General features: G+C 69.5%; 19 protein-coding genes. 10 read left to right on the plus strand and 9 right to left on the minus strand.

Annotated features, from left to right (window positions below):
- Positions 1-229: 229 nt before the first annotated feature.
- Together ACIRQH_RS12125 and ACIRQH_RS12130 are read left to right on the plus strand one after the other, a co-directional pair.
- On the plus strand, positions 230-556 hold the full coding sequence (locus ACIRQH_RS12125; protein WP_358818565.1) for a hypothetical protein: 327 nt from the start codon (positions 230-232) through the stop codon (positions 554-556).
- 127 nt (positions 557-683) lie between these two features.
- A complete protein-coding gene (locus ACIRQH_RS12130) occupies positions 684-1,712 on the plus strand; it encodes a DUF6745 domain-containing protein (protein ID WP_404225509.1) in 1,029 nt (342 codons plus the stop codon).
- A gap of 197 nt (positions 1,713-1,909) precedes the next feature.
- On the opposite strand, the gene ACIRQH_RS12135 is transcribed toward ACIRQH_RS12130, so the two are convergent.
- Positions 1,910-2,524 carry a dihydrofolate reductase family protein gene (locus ACIRQH_RS12135; RefSeq protein ID WP_404225511.1) on the minus strand — a complete coding sequence of 205 codons (615 nt, stop codon included), beginning with the start codon at positions 2,522-2,524 and terminating at the stop codon, positions 1,910-1,912.
- Positions 2,525-2,863: 339 nt separating this feature from the next.
- Between ACIRQH_RS12135 and ACIRQH_RS12140 the strand changes: the two genes are divergently transcribed.
- A complete protein-coding gene (locus tag ACIRQH_RS12140) occupies positions 2,864-3,154 on the plus strand; it encodes a cupin domain-containing protein (protein WP_404225513.1) in 291 nt (96 codons plus the stop codon).
- A 58-nt stretch (positions 3,155-3,212) separates the two neighbouring features.
- Positions 3,213-3,821, plus strand: a complete 609-nt coding sequence (locus tag ACIRQH_RS12145) for a GNAT family N-acetyltransferase (RefSeq protein ID WP_404225515.1) — start codon at positions 3,213-3,215, stop codon at positions 3,819-3,821.
- Positions 3,822-3,856: 35 nt separating this feature from the next.
- Here the strand turns inward: ACIRQH_RS12145 and ACIRQH_RS12150 are convergent, their stop codons facing one another.
- Complete coding sequence (locus tag ACIRQH_RS12150) at positions 3,857-4,750, minus strand: alpha/beta fold hydrolase (protein ID WP_404225517.1); 894 nt, start codon at positions 4,748-4,750, stop codon at positions 3,857-3,859.
- Between the two features lie 84 nt (positions 4,751-4,834).
- Here ACIRQH_RS12150 and ACIRQH_RS12155 point away from each other — a divergent pair, with 84 nt between their 5' ends.
- Positions 4,835-5,413 (plus strand): CGNR zinc finger domain-containing protein, encoded by a 579-nt coding sequence (locus ACIRQH_RS12155; RefSeq protein WP_388878253.1) that lies wholly within the window; start codon positions 4,835-4,837, stop codon positions 5,411-5,413.
- 249 nt (positions 5,414-5,662) lie between these two features.
- Here the strand turns inward: ACIRQH_RS12155 and ACIRQH_RS12160 are convergent, their stop codons facing one another.
- Entirely contained in the window at positions 5,663-6,166 is a 504-nt protein-coding gene (locus ACIRQH_RS12160; RefSeq protein ID WP_388878256.1) for a hypothetical protein, read from the minus strand.
- Between the two features lie 343 nt (positions 6,167-6,509).
- On the opposite strand from ACIRQH_RS12160, the gene ACIRQH_RS12165 reads away from it, so the two are divergent.
- A complete protein-coding gene (locus ACIRQH_RS12165; RefSeq protein WP_404225519.1) occupies positions 6,510-7,388 on the plus strand; it encodes an SDR family oxidoreductase in 879 nt (292 codons plus the stop codon).
- A 117-nt stretch (positions 7,389-7,505) separates the two neighbouring features.
- The gene (ltaE, locus tag ACIRQH_RS12170; RefSeq protein ID WP_404225521.1) at positions 7,506-8,633 is read left to right on the plus strand and encodes a low-specificity L-threonine aldolase; all 1,128 of its coding nucleotides are present in this window, start codon (positions 7,506-7,508) and stop codon (positions 8,631-8,633) included.
- A 186-nt stretch (positions 8,634-8,819) separates the two neighbouring features.
- Here the strand turns inward: ltaE and ACIRQH_RS12175 are convergent, their stop codons facing one another.
- Complete coding sequence (locus ACIRQH_RS12175) at positions 8,820-9,119, minus strand: helix-turn-helix domain-containing protein (RefSeq protein ID WP_388878265.1); 300 nt, start codon at positions 9,117-9,119, stop codon at positions 8,820-8,822.
- A 65-nt stretch (positions 9,120-9,184) separates the two neighbouring features.
- On the opposite strand from ACIRQH_RS12175, the gene map reads away from it, so the two are divergent.
- Positions 9,185-9,955, plus strand: a complete 771-nt coding sequence (gene map, locus ACIRQH_RS12180) for a type I methionyl aminopeptidase (protein WP_358818553.1) — start codon at positions 9,185-9,187, stop codon at positions 9,953-9,955.
- Between the two features lie 148 nt (positions 9,956-10,103).
- Entirely contained in the window at positions 10,104-10,697 is a 594-nt protein-coding gene (locus ACIRQH_RS12185) for an MBL fold metallo-hydrolase (RefSeq protein ID WP_404225523.1), read from the plus strand.
- Between the two features lie 155 nt (positions 10,698-10,852).
- On the opposite strand, the gene ACIRQH_RS12190 is transcribed toward ACIRQH_RS12185, so the two are convergent.
- The 4 genes from ACIRQH_RS12190 to ACIRQH_RS12205 form a co-directional block, all read right to left on the minus strand.
- Positions 10,853-11,233, minus strand: a complete 381-nt coding sequence (locus ACIRQH_RS12190; RefSeq protein WP_388878273.1) for a VOC family protein — start codon at positions 11,231-11,233, stop codon at positions 10,853-10,855.
- A gap of 232 nt (positions 11,234-11,465) precedes the next feature.
- A complete protein-coding gene (locus ACIRQH_RS12195) occupies positions 11,466-12,371 on the minus strand; it encodes a GNAT family N-acetyltransferase (protein ID WP_388932705.1) in 906 nt (301 codons plus the stop codon).
- A 245-nt stretch (positions 12,372-12,616) separates the two neighbouring features.
- Entirely contained in the window at positions 12,617-12,940 is a 324-nt protein-coding gene (locus ACIRQH_RS12200; RefSeq protein WP_388878278.1) for a hypothetical protein, read from the minus strand.
- Between the two features lie 285 nt (positions 12,941-13,225).
- Positions 13,226-13,804, minus strand: a complete 579-nt coding sequence (locus tag ACIRQH_RS12205; RefSeq protein ID WP_404225526.1) for a dihydrofolate reductase family protein — start codon at positions 13,802-13,804, stop codon at positions 13,226-13,228.
- A gap of 303 nt (positions 13,805-14,107) precedes the next feature.
- Between ACIRQH_RS12205 and ACIRQH_RS12210 the strand changes: the two genes are divergently transcribed.
- A complete protein-coding gene (locus tag ACIRQH_RS12210) occupies positions 14,108-16,450 on the plus strand; it encodes a helix-turn-helix domain-containing protein (protein ID WP_404225528.1) in 2,343 nt (780 codons plus the stop codon).
- 40 nt (positions 16,451-16,490) lie between these two features.
- Here the strand turns inward: ACIRQH_RS12210 and ACIRQH_RS12215 are convergent, their stop codons facing one another.
- Positions 16,491-17,471, minus strand: a complete 981-nt coding sequence (locus tag ACIRQH_RS12215) for a helix-turn-helix domain-containing protein (protein ID WP_388878286.1) — start codon at positions 17,469-17,471, stop codon at positions 16,491-16,493.
- Between the last annotated feature and the right edge of the window lie 19 nt (positions 17,472-17,490).

The following is a 17,490-nucleotide window of genomic DNA, read 5'->3' on the forward strand; positions in this document are numbered from 1 at the left end:
CACCCAGGTAGAGGAGTTCTACCAAGTCCCACTGACATCGCGGCCAACAGGGGTCGCCACTCGGGGGCGGAAGGGCGACGAAAGCGGTGGGCGGCGGTTCGAAGGCGTACCAGGACCGTATTGATGCCCGCTCGACGGTGAGCTGTGCACACGCCGGAGGCCGATTGTCAGTGGTCACCCCTACCGTTTTCTCCACGGCACATCCCGTGCCGCGTCGGGAGGGAGACCCATGTTCCGCCAAGGAGACGTGCTGATCGTGCCGTTGGACGAGGAAGCGGTGCCGGAACACGCCCTCGCGGCGCCGTCCGAACCACGGGACGGCCGAGGGCGGCTCGTCCTGGCACTCGGTGAAGTCACCGGCCACGCCCACGCCGTGGTCGGACCGGGGCGGCTGATCCGGGAAGCCGGAGTGTTCGGCCCGATGCTGCTGCACGTTCCCGACGGCGCACGGGTCGTCCATGAGGAACACGGGCCGATCTCGCTGCACAAGGGCTGGTACCGGGTGATCCGTCAGCGGGAGTACGTGCCGGGCTCGGTACGGATCGTCGCCGACTGACACCTCGGGGGCGGTGTGTGCGGCCGACGCGGATGGGCTCGCAGGAGCGCGTGGACATCCCCTCGGTGGCGGAACCCATCAGCTCCGCGTGCAGGGCGGGCACGGAGACACCTCGGAGAGGAACGGCGTGATGGAGCAAGCAAGTTGGCGGAGCGCGGCAACCCGAACGGGAGCGGGGGACCGGACCGCTGCCGAGGAAGGCGTCCGGCTCGCCTACCGGCAGGCCGGGCTGGACGCGCCCGCGCGTATCGTCTGGGTGCGCTCGCCCCATGAGGCCGTACGCATCCTCATGGGGGCCGCGCCCGCCGAGGGTGCGGGCCTGGGTGACACCGGCCCCAGCATGCGTGAGACGGTCGTCGGCCGGCCCTGGGCCGCGGCACGCGATCGTGCCCACCGACAACTCGGCCCCGAAGGATGGAGCGGTCACTGGCGAGCCACCGGAGCCGCTCTGTGGGAGTCGACCCGCACCCTGACCGAGCGCGTACGGTCGGGGATCGTCGAGGACCTCGCGACCGACCGGCGCGAGGAGAGCCGGATCCGGCTGCTGCTCCTGGACGCGACCCTGGGCCAGCACGACGCGCCTTGGCTCAGCGCCTTCGATTCCGACGACACCGACCCCCTTGCCGGAATCGCGGCGGTGGCCCGCAATGCGGGCTGGTGGTGGCCGTACGAGAAGGTGGCCGTCATCAGCGAACGACCGCTGAGCCTGCACCGCGACGAGGCCGGCCGCCTGGACAGAGGAGACGGCCCGGCACTGCGCTACGGCGACGGCTTCGCGCTGTACGCGTGGCGTGGAATGCCCGTCCCCGCCACCTTCCTCGACGAACTCACCGCGCTGACACCTGAACGGATCCGCGGCGAGGAGAACGCCGAACTCCGTCGCGTGATGCTGGAGCACTACGGCTACGACCGCTACCTCGATGAGTCGGGCGCCGTCCCGGTGCACCGCGACGAAACCGGCGTACTGTGGCGCGTCGAACTGCTCGGCGACGAGGACGTGGTGATGGTGGAGGTCGTCAACTCCACCCCCGAACCGGACGGCACGAGTCGCACCTACTGGCTCCGCGTCCCACCCTCGACCCGCACGGCTCGAGAGGGCGTGGCCTGGACGTTCGGACTCGCCGCGGAAGTGTATGAATTGGCCCGGCAGACGTGACGGCGGGTGGTGGGCGGGGCGCGCAGTGAGGCCACCCCGTCAAGGAAGGGCCACTCAGCGGCCGGCGAGTGCCTTCTGCGCTCCGTCCCCGGTCGGGGCGATGACAGGAGTGCTGCCAGGAGCACCGGCGATCGCGCTGATCTGACCGTCGCACGCGTGCTGCCCGGCTGCGCCGTGTCACCTGTGCGGCGGCAGCGTCAGCTGATGTCGTACGTCAGGTGCGTGGCGGTCGACGTCACGATCACGCTTCGCTGTGTCAGGGTCAGCGGTGCTCCGCCCGTGAACAGGGGCGTCCCGGCACCGAGTACGACCGGCGAGAGGTGGAGCGTCAGCTCGTCGATCAGACCCGCGTCGAGTGCCGAGCCGATCGTGGCGCCACCTCCCATGAGGACGACGTCCAGGTCCCGGCCGCGTTCCTTCGACGCCGCCTCGGCACGGGCGCGTGCGGTGCTGACGGCGTCCGAGAGACCTGTCGTGACGAACGTCCAGTCGAGGCCGGTGAGCCTCACCGATTCCGGCGGCGAGCCGGTCACGACGACGAACGCGGGCTTGCCCACCTCGCGGGCGCCGTAGCCGGTGGCGTCGTCCCAGCCGTTCGGTCCGTCGACGATGTCGAAGAGGGCGCGGCCGAGGACGACGGCACCCGAGCGGGCGGTCGTCTCGCGCAGGACCTGGCGGTCGTCGGGGTCCTCGGAGAACACCCAGGTGTGGAGTGCCTCGCCGCCGGTGCCGAGGCCGTTGTCCGCGCCGGGGTCGGGTCCGGTGACGAAGCCGTCGAGAGAGACCGAGATATCAGCAATGATGCGCGTCATACCAGTGCAGACCGGATCCACGGGCCGAACTCATCGCTCACGCGTCGAGGACGGGCACGGCCTCTTCGGGTCGGCCCCGCCACCCGCGCCGTGCCTGGGTCACCAGATTCCCTTCGAGCAGCCCTTCTCGTTGGTGTACAGGTGGGTGACGCAGACACGGGAGCCCGCGTTCGTGCCGTTCCAGTGGTATCCGGTCTCGACCGTGCCGGAGCCGCACGGCCGGTGTCGGGATCTCCCCGGGTCGTAGCGTTCGGAAGGGCGGCAGCTAGCCTGCCACCCGGGATGTCGTGCCCGCCTGCCGCACACCGGGTGCGGCAGCCGATGACGAGGAGATGTCCGATGACGACCACCGCCCGCGCGAGCGTGCAGCACGAGGACGAGCGGGTACGCGTCACCCGCTGGGACTTCGAGCCCGGGGAGAGTACGGGCCGCCACGTCCACGCGTACGACTACGTCGTCGTCCCCGTCACCGACGGCCGGACCGACGTCATCACCCCCGACGGCACCACCACCGCCTCGGAGCTGCGGGCGGGAGTGTCCTACGCGCGCCAGGCGGGCGGGGAACACGAGGTCGTCAACGCCGGCAGCTCGGCCCTGGCCTTCGTCGAGATCGAACTCAAGTTGAAGTAGCCCCCGCACGACGAAATCCGTCGAGCGCCCGGCGGCCGAGCGCGGTTACGGTACGGCGATGACCAGCGAGCACAGTCCCGTACCCGCGCGGGCGGCCACTCCCGCGGACATCGACGCCATGGTCGCCACACTGACGACCGCCTTCTTCGACGACCCGCTGTGGGGCCCGGCCTTCCCCGACGCGTCACAGCGCGCCGCGCAGGCGGCTGCCATGTGGCGCCTCCACGTCACCTCCGCCTTGCGCTACCGCTGGACGCTCGTGACACCGGGCGTGGAGGCCACGGCCGTGTGGATCCCGCCGGGCGGCGTCGAACTCACCGCCCCGGAAGAGGAGGGACTGGAGGAGCTGCTGACGCAGGCCGCCGGCCCTGACGACGCCAAGGCGATCCTGGCGATCTACGACCAGTTCGAGGCCGCTCGTCCCAGCGAGCCGTGCTTCTACCTCACGCTGCTCGGTGTCCACGACGATCACCGCGGAAAGGGCCTGGGCATGGGCCTGCTGGCCCACAGCCTCGACCGCATCGACACGCTCGGCGCTCCGGCCTATCTGGAGTCGTCCAACCCCGTGAACATCGCCCGCTATGAGGGCGTGGGCTTCAGCCCCCGCGACACGTTCACCGTCGTCACGGGGCATGTGGTCACCACCATGTGGCGCCCGGCCCGCTGACCGGACGGGTGGGTAGCCCGGCCGGGAACAGCGACTCATGCAGGGAGCTTGTCGAGGAAGTCGGCGATCAGCGGGGCGATCTCGGGCAGGTGGTCCTCCAGAGCGAAGTGCCCGGTGGGGAACAGGTGCACCTCGGCGCCAGGTACGTCCCGCATGTAGGCGCGGGCACCGGCCTCGACGAAGAACTGGTCGCCCGTGCCCCACGCGACCAGCATGGGGGGCTGCTGTTCGCGCAGCCATGCCTGCCACGCCGGGTAGGCGGCGACGTTGCTCTTGTAGTCGTAGGCCAGGGCGAGTTGGGCTCGCTTGCGGCCCGGCTGATCGAGGAAGTGCTGGTCCAGCAGCCAGCCGTCGGGCGCGATCAGCTCGGGGCGCGCGGTTCCGGTCTCGTACTGCGCCCGGGTGGCTCCCAGGGTGAACAGATCGAGGATCGTCTGTTCGGCGTCGGGGGTGTCCGGGGTGAGCGCGGTGAAGGCGCGGGCCATGTCCGACAGGCCCTCCTCGTAGGCGTTTCCGTTCTGGACGATCAGTCCGGTGATCCGTTCCGGATGGCGCAGCGCGTGGCGAAGCCCGACGGGTGCGCCGAAGTCGAACACGTAGAGCGCGTACCGGCTCAGGCCGAGGACGTCGGTGAAACCGTCGAGAACATCGGCAAGGCGGTCGAACGTGTAGACGAAGTCCGCGGGGGCTTCGGTGTGACCGAAACCGGGGTGGTCGGGGGCGATGAGCCGGTAGTGCCGCCCCAAGGTGTCCATGAGGCGACGGAACTGGTGCGAGCCGGACGGGAAGCCGTGCAGGAGCAGCAGTACGGGCGCGTCGGCGCTCCGGGGGAGTGACTCCCGGTAGAAGACGTCCACGTCTCCGACAGTGACGCGGCGGTGGGCGGTCGGGGCAGGGAGGGCCGGCGGGAGCGAGCTTCGGGATGTCACGTCACATGCCTCCTTGGCGGGATGATGCATTAGTTCTAGTCGTAGAGCTCTAATGCGTCAATGACCTCATGTAGCATTAGCCTCATGGATGATCGCGGAGCCCTGATCGGCGAACCGCTCGCTCTCGACCTGATCAACACGCGTCCGATCGATCCGAGCGGGCGGGCCGACCTGATCGCCACCCCTCGACGACTGGCCGCGTGGCTGGCGCTGCAGGATGACCGGATGCCGACCGCGGCCCGCGGCCTCACGCCGGGGCCGGCCGACCTCGCCGCGCTCCACGCGGTGCGCGCCGCCGCCGAAGCGGTGGTGCGGGCGCTCCTGGACGACGACGAACCCCCACGGTCGGCCTTGCGTGAGCTGACCGCTGCCCAGCGCGCGGCGCCGTCCGTCCGTGAACTCGCCTGGGACGGAAGCGCGGTGACGGCCGAGCCGTGCCGCGCGGGTCCACCCGAGGCGATCCTCGCGGCGGTCTTCGCCGAGGCTGTGACAGATCTCCTCACCGGCTCCGGCCTGGAGAAGGTCCGAGAGTGCGAGGCCGCGGACTGCGTCATGCTCTTCCGGCCGGCCCACCCGCGGCGCCGCTGGTGCTCCCCGACCCGCTGCGGCAACCGCGCCCGCGTGGCTCGCTACTACCAGCGGCACAAGCCCCCGGTCGGATAGTCCGCGGGATCTCTTGGCGGGCCCGGTCGCGCGGCGGAGTCGCGAGGGAATGCGACCGAACGTGAACGGTGAAGGAAACATCGGGCCACCGCCGGCAACGCCCGAAATGCAGCTTCGTCCCGGAAATCCAGGCCGGACGAGCGCGGTGCCGAATGCGAAAGCGAGACAAAGAGACACGGTGCAGGGCGAGCGCCCGGAGCGCCGTTGATTCCCGGCCCTCCGGGCGCGCGGCCCGTGCGTGCGACCCCGTCAGCCAGCCGGCTGAAGGTCGGTGATCTTGCGCGTCTGGAGGTCCGTCTGCACCTTGATCTTGGTGACTTCCGGGTTCTGGCCGTCGCTCCAGGTCAATGTGACCAACGACGTGGCGTGTCCGGCGCCGGAACCGGTGTAGGCGACGCTCCACTTCACCGGCACGTTCTGGGCGAACAGGATTCCGTCGGCGTGCTCCTTCGCTTCGAAGGCGGCGACCTTCTTCTGTTCCGCCGCGCTCAGGTAGAACTGCCGCAGCGCCTTGGCGTTCGCGGACGCCGCCGGGTCCTCGTTGTCCCAGACGGAGTCGATGTAGGCACCGTAGAAGTTGGAGACACGTGTGGTGGCCGCGCGAGGGTCGCCTTGGGTGGTCGTGGACGCCGCCGCACTCTGCGTGCCCGTCTGCTGAGTGGTACCGGCAAGGGCGGGGGTGATCGCGCCGAGCGAAAGGGCGGCGGCGATACCGACGGCGGCGAACAGTGTGGAGTGGGCACGAGTGCGCATTTGAATGAAAACCTTCCCCGTAATTCAGTCCCGATGAATCCCGCGACATTCCGGCGGGCGCTTGGTCACCCTCTAAGAGCGCTGAAGCGATGGAAAGGTTGCGCACTGGCGATGCCGTTTTTGCTCAACAGCGAATTCGGCAAGGGTTGTAGGCGCTTGGGGAAAGGAACTGCAAAAAGGGGCTGGGGGGGGTGAAACGTGAGCTGGACGCGCGCCGGGTGTGCCCCATGGCGCCCCTTGTCGCGGGATGACCGATGGCCGGTCGGTGACCGATCATGAGGCATCGGGCCGAGCCCGGTGCCGGGGGCGGGACTGGAGCGTCACGAACGCGACGGGGGGATCCATGGTGCGACGGTGGCTGGTGACGGGGTGTTCGTCGGGACTGGGGCAGGCGTTGGCCGAAGCGGCGGCGCGGGCCGGAGACATGGTGGCGGTGACCGCTCGTAGTGTCACCAGGCTGGAGGACCTGCGCAGCGCGTGGCCCGGGCAGATCGTCCCGATCCCCCTGGAACTGCGCGACGCCGGCCAGTGCGAGGAGGCGGTTCGGACAGCCGCCGACCGGCTGGGCGGCATCGATGTGCTCGTGAACAACGCTGGGGCGGGCCTTTTCGGCGCGGTCGAGGAAGTCTCGGATGCCGAAGTGCGCGACCAACTGGAGACGCTGGTCGTCGCACCCTGGCGTCTCGTGCGGCTGGTCCTCCCGTTCATGCGGGCCCAGGGCCACGGACACATCGTCAATGTCTCGTCCCTGACCGGCCGGATCGCGTTTCCCGGACTGGGCGCGTACGCGGCGGGAAAGTACGCCTTGGAGGGCATGAGCCAGGCGCTGGCAGCGGAGGTGGCCGCCGACGGCATTCGGATCACGGTCGTCGAACCCGGCTGCTTCGCCACCCACTATGGAACGACCGTGTCCGAGTCTGAGCGCCGCTTGTCCGCCTACACGGACACGATCTCCGGCACGCTCGACGGCCTGCGCGGGATGGCGGACGATCCCGCCACCGGACGCCCGGAGGACTACGCCGCCCGCGTTCTCGACATCGTCACCGGTGACGGACCCAGTCCCTTGCGCATCCCGATCGGCGACGACGCCTACGCATACCTGGAAGCGGCGGAGCTGGCTTCCCGCGAGGAGCTTGCCGCCGCTCGCGCTCTCGTACAGGGGGCGCCGGTCCAGCCCGTACCGGAGTCGGCAGAGGCTCGGTCGGCGGAGCGTGCCGCCTGAGCCTCCCGGAAGCGCGGGGACGGGCATCCTCCGGCCGAAGTCCGGAGCGGGCCATGCGCTCCGGACCGTCGGCCACCCCGACGGCCGAGGCACCTCCCGGCGTGGCAGAGTGTGCGTGTGCCGACCACTGATCCCGCCCGCGCGACCGACGCCGTCGATGTCCCCCACGCCGCGAACGAGGCGGGCGCGGCCCACGACGTGTCCGGTCACCCCATCGATCTGCGCAGCGACACCGTCACCCGGCCCGGCGAGGCGATGCGGCGGGCCATGGCCGAGGCCGAGGTGGGAGACGACGTTTTCGGTGACGATCCCACTGTCAACGCGCTGCAGGAGCGGATCGCCGGGCTCCTCGGCTTCGAGGCCGCGCTGTTCGTCTCCTCGGGGACGCAGAGCAACCTGTGCGCTCTGCTGACCCACTGCGGCCGCGGGGACGAGTACATCGCCGGCCAGATGGCCCACCTGTACCGGTGGGAGGGTGGTGGCGCCGCGGTGCTCGGAGGCATTCAGCCCCAGCCGCTCCCGCACCGGGCGGACGGGACACTGGACCCGCAGGACATCGCGGCCGCCGTGAAGCCGGACGACCCGCACTTCGCCCGCACCCGTCTTCTCTGCCTGGAGAACACCATCGGCGGCCGGGCGGTGTCCCCGGACTACCTGAAGGCCGCCACGCGGCTCGCCCGCGATCACGGACTCGCCACGCATCTCGACGGGGCGCGGCTGTTCAACGCCGCGGTGGCCGGCGGGGACGACCCGTACGAGCAGGCACGACTGATCGCCGGACACTTCGACAGTGTCTCGGTCTGCTTCAGCAAGGGCCTGGGCGCGCCGGTCGGCTCGGCGCTCCTGGGGTCCCGGGAGTTCGTGAACGGGGCACGGCGCTGGCGCAAGGTCCTGGGTGGCGCGATGCGGCAGGCCGGCGTGCTGGCGGCAGGGGCACTCCACGCGCTCGACCACCACGTGACACGACTCGCGGACGACCACGCGCACGCGGCACTGTTCGCCGAGGGCCTGAAGGGTCTGGAAGGCCTGATCGTGGAGCCCACCGGCACCCACATGGTCTTCGCGACGTCCGCTCCCGGCCTCGACGTCGACGACCTGAGCGACCGACTGGCGCGTCGTGGCCTGCTGTGTGCGGGGTACCCGGGACAGCTGCGCTTCGTGTTCCACCTCGACGTGACCCGCGCCGATACGGAACGCGCGGTGCGGATCGTCCGCGAGACCTTCGCCGAGACGGCAACTCACTGATTCTGTAGAGCTGTTGGCTCATACGTTCCCCCCCCGCTGCCTTCGTGGGGGCGTTGACGGGGGCGGGGCTCGGCATGCGGCCAACGGCTGACGCCCGGCATGGTCGGTACGCCCTTGCCGGGCCCACGTCCTACCTCGCCGAGGCATTCGACCGCGTTGTCGGCGTGAGGCCCGCAGCGTGGGGGCTTACGAGGTCAGTTGCTCCCGCGCGCTGTGCCCGATGTGCGGGCTGACGCCACATTCCGGCTCGCTGATCTCGGTCCACACCGCGTCGAGGGAGAGGCCGAGGACCTCGGCGATCGCCGCGATGGTCGAGAAGGCGGGAGTCGCCACGCGGCCCGTCTCGATCTTCCGGAGGGTCTCCGGTGAGACGCGAGCGTCGAGTGCGGTGGCGAGCATCGAGCGGTTTCCCCTGGCCCGGCGCAGGAGAGCGCCGAGGCGCTGTCCACGTGCGACCTCTGCGGGAGTGAGCGGCGTCCTGACCATGAGGCGATTCTAGTACCGGTATAGTTCAACCGGTATTGTTATTGGTTACGTGAGAAGGGCGTCGCATGATCGAGATCCTGAACCCCACCCTGCTGACCCGGGCGAGAGTCACCGGTGCCCTGGTCGCCGACATCCTGCAGACGCTGAAGAGCCGTTGCGTGATCGGCACGAACCTTCTGGACGTCGACCGGTGGGCCAAGGCCATGATCCTCGACGCCGGGGCGCAGTCCTGCTACGTCGACTACGAACCCTCCTTCGGCCGCGGTCCGTTCGGCCACTACATCTGCACCGCCGTCAATGACGCCGTGCTCCACGGTCGTCCGTACGACTACACCCTTGCCGACGGTGATCTGCTGACACTCGACCTCGCCGTCTCCCAGAGCGGCGTCGCCGCGGACGCTGCCATCAGCTTCCTCGTGGGCGATGTGAAGCCCCCGGAGAGTGTCGCGATGATCAGTGCCACCGAACGCGCGCTGGCCGCAGGGATCGCCGCTGCCGGGCCGGGGGCTCGCATCGGCGACCTCTCCCACGCGATCGGCACGGTGCTGAGCGAGGCGGGATACCCGATCAACACCGAGTTCGGCGGTCACGGCATCGGGTCGACCATGCACCAGGACCCGCATGTTGCGAACACCGGCCGCCCCGGCCGGGGATACAAGCTGCGCCCGGGACTGCTGCTGGCACTGGAGCCGTGGGTCATGGCGGACACCGCCGAACTCGTCACCGACGACGACGGGTGGACGCTCCGAAGCGCGACCGGCTGCCGGACGGCGCACAGTGAACACACGATCGCCATCACCGACGACGGAGCCGAGATCCTCACCCTGCCGAGGTAGTCGAAGCCGCGAGGAGGTCGCGGTGCGATGCCGGGAGCGGTGCCGTGCACCGCATCGAGGGCCGGGTCAGGCCGGTGGATGACCGCGTGCGCGCCGAGTCGGGGAACGGTGGGCGCCGTGTGGCGCGGCCGCAGTAGGTTGGGCTGCCATGCGGATCACGAAGTACACCCACGCTTGTGTACGGCTGGAGCACGAGGGCAGGGTCGTGGTCATCGATCCGGGTGTGTGGAGCGAGCCGGCCGCCTTGGCCGGTGCGGACGCCGTGCTGGTGACCCACGAGCACGCAGATCACATCGACGTCCTGCGCCTGGCCGGTCTGGGTGTGCCGGTCTACGCCCCTGCTGACGCGAACATCGCGGGGCTGGAGACCGTAGGGGTGACCGCAGGTGCCGACCTCACCGTCGCGGACTTCCGCGTACGGACGGTCGGCGGACGCCATGCGTTCGTCTACGGCGGCCGGCCGGACTGCGCGAACCTCGGCTACATCCTCGACGAGGGGATCTACCATCCCGGTGACTCGTTGCACGTGCCCGATCGACCGGTCGAGACGCTCCTCGTCCCGGCGCAAGGGTCGTGGGTGAAGACGGCCGAGGTGATCGACTTCGTCAAGGCGATCAATCCGCAGAGATCGTTCGCGATCCACGACGCCCAGGTCAACGAGCGCGGCCTCAGCAGCGTCAACGGCTGGCTCGCGGAGGAGACGGACGGCTACCGGTATCTGAGCCCGGGCGAGTCGCTCTGAGGGGTGTGCGGGTCCAGTCGGCCGGGTGTGGACGCGTGGCTACCCGTTCGGGTATGCCGACGGTTGAGCCGGCGCGTGAACACGGGCTCAGGGAAGAGTGGTTGCGGTCGGTCCACTTGCGTCGATCGCAGGTGCCGGGGACGGTGCGGCGGGGATCAGAGGGGATTGAGGCGGGCCTTGAGCAGGCAGAACTCGTTGCCCTCGGGGTCGGCGAGGACGTGCCACTGCTCGTCGCCGGTCTGACCGATGTCGGCGGGACGGGCGCCGAGCTTGAGAAGGCGTTCGAGTTCGGCGTCCTGATCGCGGTCGGTGGCGTTGACGTCGATGTGCAGCCGGGACTTCCCCTTCTCCGGCTCGTCCCTGCGACTGAGGAAGATCGTCGGCTGCGCACCGCCGAACCCCTCGCGGGGACCGATCTCCATCGAGCCGTCCTCCTCGCGATCGAGGACGACGAAGTCCAGGACCTCGCACCAGAACCGTGCCAGTACCTCGGGGTCCCGGCAACCGAGCACGAGCTCGCTGATGCGACACGCCATTGACGAAAACCTACTCTCAGCCCGGGAGCTGCCGGCAAGCCCCAGAGTGATGCGCATGGCTCCCGGCAGCGAAGACAATCCCGCGACCGTACCGGACGGGACGAGCACGGGCGAAGGGATTTCGCCCACGTCCCTGTCCGGCCTGTCCGGCCTGCGCGGCTGGGCCGCTGCGGCCCTCGCGAGACCTTCCGGTCAATCGCAGGGCCCCCTGTCGCCGAGCCGCGTGCCGAGTTCACGTACCTCGTCGGGTGTCTTCCGGCCCGGCCGTGGAGGAAAACCTGTACCCCGTGAAGTCGGCGAGATGGACGTAACCGATGCGCTGGTAGAGGGCGTTGCTCGTCGGGTTGTCGGGGTCCGCGAACAGGACGACGTCCGTCGCGCCCGCCGCCAGCGCGGTGCTGCTCACCTCGACCGTCACCGCGCCCGCGTAGCCGCGGCCCCGGAAGCGGGCCGGGGTGGAGACGGGGTCGACCCGGACCATCCCGCCGATCATCGAGGTCGAGCCCGCCAAGGAGACGGGAGCGCCGTCCGGGGTCTCCCAGAACGTGAAGTGCTTGTCCGCGAAGCGGGTGTCGGCCCAGGAGCCGGCGTCAATGGCGTCGATGGAAGGTCGCTCGTCGACGGCGACACAGAACTCCCGGCACCAGCGCACGACTTGTTCATGGTCCGCCGTGCTCGCGACACGACCCCGGCCCTCCGGGCGTGGTCGCGGTGGAGTGGGCGTGCCGAGACGGTAGAGATGCGTCCGCCAGAAGGGCGACGGCACGGCGGCGGTGTGCCGTTGCCATGCCTCGGCGAATGCGGTGGCGGTGTCGTGGTCCGCGATGACGGTGGCGGGGGCGTGTCCGAGGCCTGCCAGATGTGCGGCCAGGCCCTCGGCCTGCTCGGCGGAGAGGGGAGTGAGACCCAGGCGGCCGCGCGGCGTGCAGTAGAAGACGGCACGGACTTCGCCTGCCGACATGAGGCGGCCGAAGACGGGGGTGAACTCGGCACCGCGCGGGTCCCCGCCGCGTGTTCGCAGCTTCTCGATGTCCGTGAGCGCTGTGTTGTGCATGGCCGCGCGCGAGCGCAGGAAGTCAGCGGCTCGGGCGAGGAAGTCGTCCATGTCTTGGGTGAGTTGCCAGTCATCCGGGAGCATGCGTCATGATCTCGGAGGTGCTCGCCCTGGGGGAAGCCCTTGCTCGGAGACGAGCAGTCCCCGTCACTGGAGCCACGTCTTCAGCCATGTGACGAGACCGTTCCGGGGTCTCTGCCGCGAGGGCCGTCGGGCTGCCGACGAGGTGCCGACGAGGTGCAAACAGGATGCCGGGCCGGGCGTCCGGTCCAGCTGTCGCCGGACCGGACGCCCACAGCCTCGGGCCACCCACTGCCCCTAAGAGTCCGCTATGACACCGGGTGGCCTTCCAACTCCCGCTGCCGGGCGACCAATGCCCTCTTCAACACCTTCGCCCGGTACGGATTCGCGACGTCGAGCGCCGTCGCCACTGCCACCGCCTCGTCGAACAGGGCCAGCCGTCGCTCCGGCAGTTCGCTGACCAGAGGAGAGCCGCCGGCCTCCACCAGGACGTACGCCAGCTTCGACCCGTACACCTCCGGTTCGACCTGGGTGAGAAGACGATAGATCCACAGCCCCTCCGTACCGCGCACCACCCGTCGGTTGGCACTGAGCAGCCTGACTCTCGCCAGCAAAACCATGTCCTGATCCACCCATCCCCCTTCGTTCCCCACTCCCGAGCCGCACCGCCGCGCGACGGGACAGCACAGCGAACGCACCGGCAGCCGAGAACGGATGCCGGAACGAACGCCGGAGAGTGGATGACGACGAGTCTGGGGGTGAACCACCACCGGCGACAAGCCCGAACGGACGTGCGCTCCGTCCTACCGGAACAGCCTCCGAACAGGCATGATGGACCTGACACTCACCAAGATGCGGCCCGCGGACAGCCCGACCCCGACGGCGCACCTCCCGCGGAGCACCTGCTCGGTCCCGATTCAGACATGCAGGGTGGGCCGGTAGATGAGCTCTTGGATGTGGCCGTCGAGCGTGCGGTGCTCGATCAGTTCGAGGTCGAAGTCGGACGCACCCTGGAAGATCGGTTCCAGTCCGGACTGACCGGTGATGACGGGGAAGAGCGTCACCTGGACGCGGTCCACCAGGCCGGCGGCCATCAGCGCCCTGTTCATCGACAGACTGCCGTGCGAGCGCAGCGGCACGTCGGAGTCCTTCTTGAGCCGGGCGACGACATCGACGGCGTCGCCGCTCGCAATCGTCGCGTCCGGCCAGTCGAGGGGCCCCTCCAGCGTGCTCGACACCACCGTCGTCGGCAGGTTCCTCATCCGCGTGACCCATGGATCACGGACGTCGGAATCCTCCGTACTGGCCGCCAGCATCCGCGCGAACGCGCGATAGGTGTTGGCCCCGAAGACCATCCGCTGCTCCTCGTCGTACAGGGCGAGGCGGTGGTCCAAGAGCTCCGGCCCCTGCTTGCCCCAGTAGCCGGTCCAGTCTCCGTTGGCTGCGCCGAATCCGTCGAGACTGGAAAAGACGTCGAAAGTGTAGGTCGCGGTCACGATGGCCTCCTCGGGTGCGGTTGCTCGCGTGCTGTGAATACAGACTGGCAAAAGCGGTGAGACTCATCGCCGTCCGACTCGCGAGTCGGATCTCCCCCGTCGGACATTCGGGCATGGCCCCGGATTCCTGCGGTGGAAAGAGCGGAAGGTCGGCGTGGCCGGTGGGACGCCGGCCCGGGACGGTCCCGGCGCCGGGTCCGACGAAGAACCGCGACCACCTGAGAATTGAATGAATGGACGGAACACCGCGCAGAGTAAGATGAAACGACAAATATGTGTGGGTAGTGCCGACGGCGGGGTGTGGTGGAAAGCAGTAGCGGGACGCCATTCGGCCGTCGGCTGCGGGAGCTGCGTCAGGGGCGCGGTCTGACGCTGGAGGAGTTGGCCGAGGCGTCCGGTGTCTCGGGCCGCGCCATAGGCGACATGGAGCGAGGGCGGAGTCTTCGTCCTCGACGCGGGACGATCGCCGCCCTTGCCCAGGGCTTGGGACTGGACGAGTCGATCCACGCAGACCTGTTGTCGATCGCCCGGGCCTCCCGTCCGGCCGGGAGCTCCTCCGATGCCGTCGTCCCCCCACATCAGCTGCCCCGGGGTGTCCGTGACTTCGTCGGGAGGCGCGCCGAACTGGACCTGCTGCGTGCCGTCGCCCATCGCCACCTCGAAGACGCCGGCGCTCCGGACCAGGGTCGGTACGCCGTCGCACCCCCGGTGGCCGTGGTGTTCGGCTGTCCCGGAAGCGGGAAGACCACCCTGGCGATCCGGCTGGCCGAAGAGTGCCGAACGTCCTTCACGGACGGGGCGTTCCTGGTGGACATGCGCGGCTTGGACGCCCACCCTCTCTCGGTGGACGACGCGGTGGTGCGTCTGCTCGGAGCCTGGGGCGTCGGTGACCTCGACGTGGCGCAGCTGAACGGCGAAGAACGTCTGGCGCGCTACCACGCGTTGGCCGCGGATCTCCGCGCCCTCGTGATCCTGGACAACGCCGGCAGCGAGTCTCAGGTACGCCCACTCCTGCCGCGCACGGGCCGACTGCTGATGGTGGTGACCAGCCGTCGCACCCTGGCGGGCCTGGAAGGAGTCCAGCGTGTCGAACTGGGCGCCCTGAGCGAGCCGGAGTCCGCCTCTCTGCTGCGAGCGGTGGTGGGCGCCGGACGCGTCGATGCGGAGCCGGAAGCCGCGCGCTCGGTGACTGAGCTGTGCGGTCACCTTCCCCTCGCGCTGCGCGTTGCCGCCAACTGGGCGGCCACACGCTCGAACTGGAGCCTCCAACGTCTGGCCACCCGTCTCAACGACGAGAACCGCAGACTGGACCTGCTCAGCGCCGGCGACCTGCGCGTGAACTCGGCGTTCTCCCTCTCGTACTCGCGTCTCGCGCCGGGGGCGGCAAGGATGTTCCGGCTGCTCTCGCTCGTACCCGGAGGCGATTTCAGCGTCCCGTCGGCCGCCGTGCTCGCCGACACGACGATTCCTGAGGCCGAGGACGTACTGGAGGAGCTGCTGGAGGCCGGACTGCTCGCGACGCGCCACGAGGACCGGTACCGCCTCCACGATCTGCTGCGGCTGTACGCGAGGTCACGGCACCAACTGGAGGACAGCCCCCAGGAGTCGGCCGCCGACGCGGCACGGCTGAGGACCTGGCTGCTCGATACGGCCGTCCTCGCCGGCCGCTGGTACGAACCCGGTTACGGTGCGCCCGCGCCGGATCCGCTGCGTCCGGTCGCCCTGGACAGCCGCCGGCAGGCGCTTCAGTGGATCAAGGCGGAGAGCGACAACTGGTCGGCCGCCTTCCACGCGGCCGCCGCGGACGGCGAACACACCAGGGTGGTCGAGGTCGCCGAGGCCATGCACTGGTTCTCCGACAACTGGGTCTCGTCGGGGCTCTGGGTCGACATCTACGAGCGTGCGGCCGAGGCGTCCGCCTCTCTCGTTGATCCCGTCCTCGAAGCCACCCACCGCAACTATCTCTCGTGGGCCTACTGGGCCTGCGAACGCCGCCACGACGACGCGGTCGCCGCCGCCGAGCTTGCCCTGGATCTTGCCGGCACAGCGGGAGACGTCATCCAGGAGGCGTGGGCTCACACCTATCTCGCCTCCCTTCTGAGCCGCGTCGGCGATCTGTCCCGCGCCGCGGACAGCGCACGCCGAGCCATGGACCTGTTCTCCAAGGCCGACGAGATCAACGGATACCTCCAGGCCTGCAACGTGGCCATCGACAGCCTGACTGCGGCCGACCGGACCGACGGGGCCATCGAGACCTACGGGGAGGTCATGGCCGTACTCGCCGACGCCCGGAATCTCGACCGCATCCCGTCGAACGTACGTGACGTCACGGCTCTGATCGCCGCCTACCACGTCTCGTTCGCCTATCTCGCCCAGGAGCGCTGGCAGGACGTCGTCGACGTTCTCCGTCCGATCGGTGGGCTGTTCGAGGCTCTCGGATGGGACAAGCAGGAAGGCAAGGTCCACCTGTACCTGGCCCGCGCCTTGACCCGTCTGAATGAACTCGCCGCTGCCGCAGCCGAGTTGCGGTGCGTGCTCGTGCTGGAAGGCCGTATCCCGCCGGAGTTGGTGGAAGAGGGGCGCTCCCGCCTCGAGGCCCTGACGGAGGGCGGGTCCTCATCCGTCGGCGCCGATCCGAGCTCCTGACGGCCGACGCGTTCACGGCGCGCGGGCGACATCATGCCGCTCAAAGCTCCCGAGTGGGGTGCTGTCCACCCGTCAGACCTGCGGCCAGCCAGTCCCGTGGCGCCATTCCGTACGCCGCGCGGAAGGCACGGCTGAAATGGCTGGCGCTCACGAAGCCCCAGCGGTGAGCGATCGCCGCCACGCCCTGGTCCCCGGCCCGGGGCCGCAGGAGATCTCGGCGGCACCGTTCCAGCCGTTGCGCCCGAATCCATCCACTCACTGTCGTGCCTTCGAGCTGGAACAGCCTGTGCACGTATCGGACGGACATGAAGTTCGCCTCGGCGATCTTGGACGGCGAGAGATCGCGGTCGGAAAGGTTCCCCGCGATGTGCTCTTTCACGCGAACAAGTGATGCAGCCGCATTCTGCGTCGCGTCGGGAACGAAGCGTCCGCATCGCTCGTCGATGAGCAGGACCAGCAGGTCGAGGGCCGTGGCGGCGACACGGCTCCCGACGCCCTGGTCGAAGGCCGCTGCGTCGCGGGCGGCCTGAGCCAGGTACGTGGCGAGCAGCGCCGACGTGCCCGCGGTGCCGGTGAAGGAGGTCGCGGTCACGGCCCGCAGATCCTCGTCCCGGACACGCAGCTCGTCGCGCGGGAACTGGAAGGACGTGAAGCTGAAGCCGTCGGCGAGCTTCTTCCTGAACGGCCGGGACGAGTCGCTGAGGGAGAAGCCGCCCGGTGCTATCCGGGACTCCCGGCCGTCTTGTTCCTTCAAGGCGGTGCCACAGTTCTGAAGGCTGAGGATCACCGTCTCCCGGCTGTCCCGCGAGATCAGACGCTTGTCGCGCCTCACCACCTGCGGTCCGGCCTGGACGGTGGAGATCCGCAGCGGACCGAGCCGATGGCTGACGATCGATCCGGGCGACGGCTCGCGTTCGAGGAGTTCGACATCCAGGGGTACGAAGGTGCGGTTGACCGCTTCGTGCCAGCGTGCCGTCCGTTCCGAGGCGGACAGGGGTGCGGTCGACAGGACGGTGGACACCAGGAACCTCCCACGGGCA

It is taken from the genome of Streptomyces sp. NPDC102279, from assembly GCF_044766365.1.
Taxonomy (GTDB): domain Bacteria; phylum Actinomycetota; class Actinomycetes; order Streptomycetales; family Streptomycetaceae; genus Streptomyces.

Excerpts from the sequence above, each read along its gene's own strand:
- ACIRQH_RS12165 (WP_404225519.1), top strand. The coding sequence starts at position 6,510 with ATGGTGCGACGGTGGCTGGTGACGGGGTGTTCGTCGGGACTGGGGCAG.
- ACIRQH_RS12135 (WP_404225511.1), bottom strand. The coding sequence starts at position 2,524 with ATGACGCGCATCATTGCTGATATCTCGGTCTCTCTCGACGGCTTCGTC.
- ACIRQH_RS12190 (WP_388878273.1), bottom strand. The coding sequence starts at position 11,233 with ATGGCGTGTCGCATCAGCGAGCTCGTGCTCGGTTGCCGGGACCCCGAG.
- ACIRQH_RS12185 (WP_404225523.1), top strand. The coding sequence starts at position 10,104 with ATGCGGATCACGAAGTACACCCACGCTTGTGTACGGCTGGAGCACGAG.
- ACIRQH_RS12195 (WP_388932705.1), bottom strand. The coding sequence starts at position 12,371 with ATGCTCCCGGATGACTGGCAACTCACCCAAGACATGGACGACTTCCTC.
- ACIRQH_RS12175 (WP_388878265.1), bottom strand. The coding sequence starts at position 9,119 with ATGGTCAGGACGCCGCTCACTCCCGCAGAGGTCGCACGTGGACAGCGC.
- ACIRQH_RS12145 (WP_404225515.1), top strand. The coding sequence starts at position 3,213 with ATGACCAGCGAGCACAGTCCCGTACCCGCGCGGGCGGCCACTCCCGCG.
- ACIRQH_RS12160 (WP_388878256.1), bottom strand. The coding sequence starts at position 6,166 with ATGCGCACTCGTGCCCACTCCACACTGTTCGCCGCCGTCGGTATCGCC.
- ACIRQH_RS12155 (WP_388878253.1), top strand. The coding sequence starts at position 4,835 with ATGGATGATCGCGGAGCCCTGATCGGCGAACCGCTCGCTCTCGACCTG.
- ACIRQH_RS12140 (WP_404225513.1), top strand. The coding sequence starts at position 2,864 with ATGACGACCACCGCCCGCGCGAGCGTGCAGCACGAGGACGAGCGGGTA.
- ACIRQH_RS12125 (WP_358818565.1), top strand. The coding sequence starts at position 230 with ATGTTCCGCCAAGGAGACGTGCTGATCGTGCCGTTGGACGAGGAAGCG.
- map (WP_358818553.1), top strand. The coding sequence starts at position 9,185 with ATGATCGAGATCCTGAACCCCACCCTGCTGACCCGGGCGAGAGTCACC.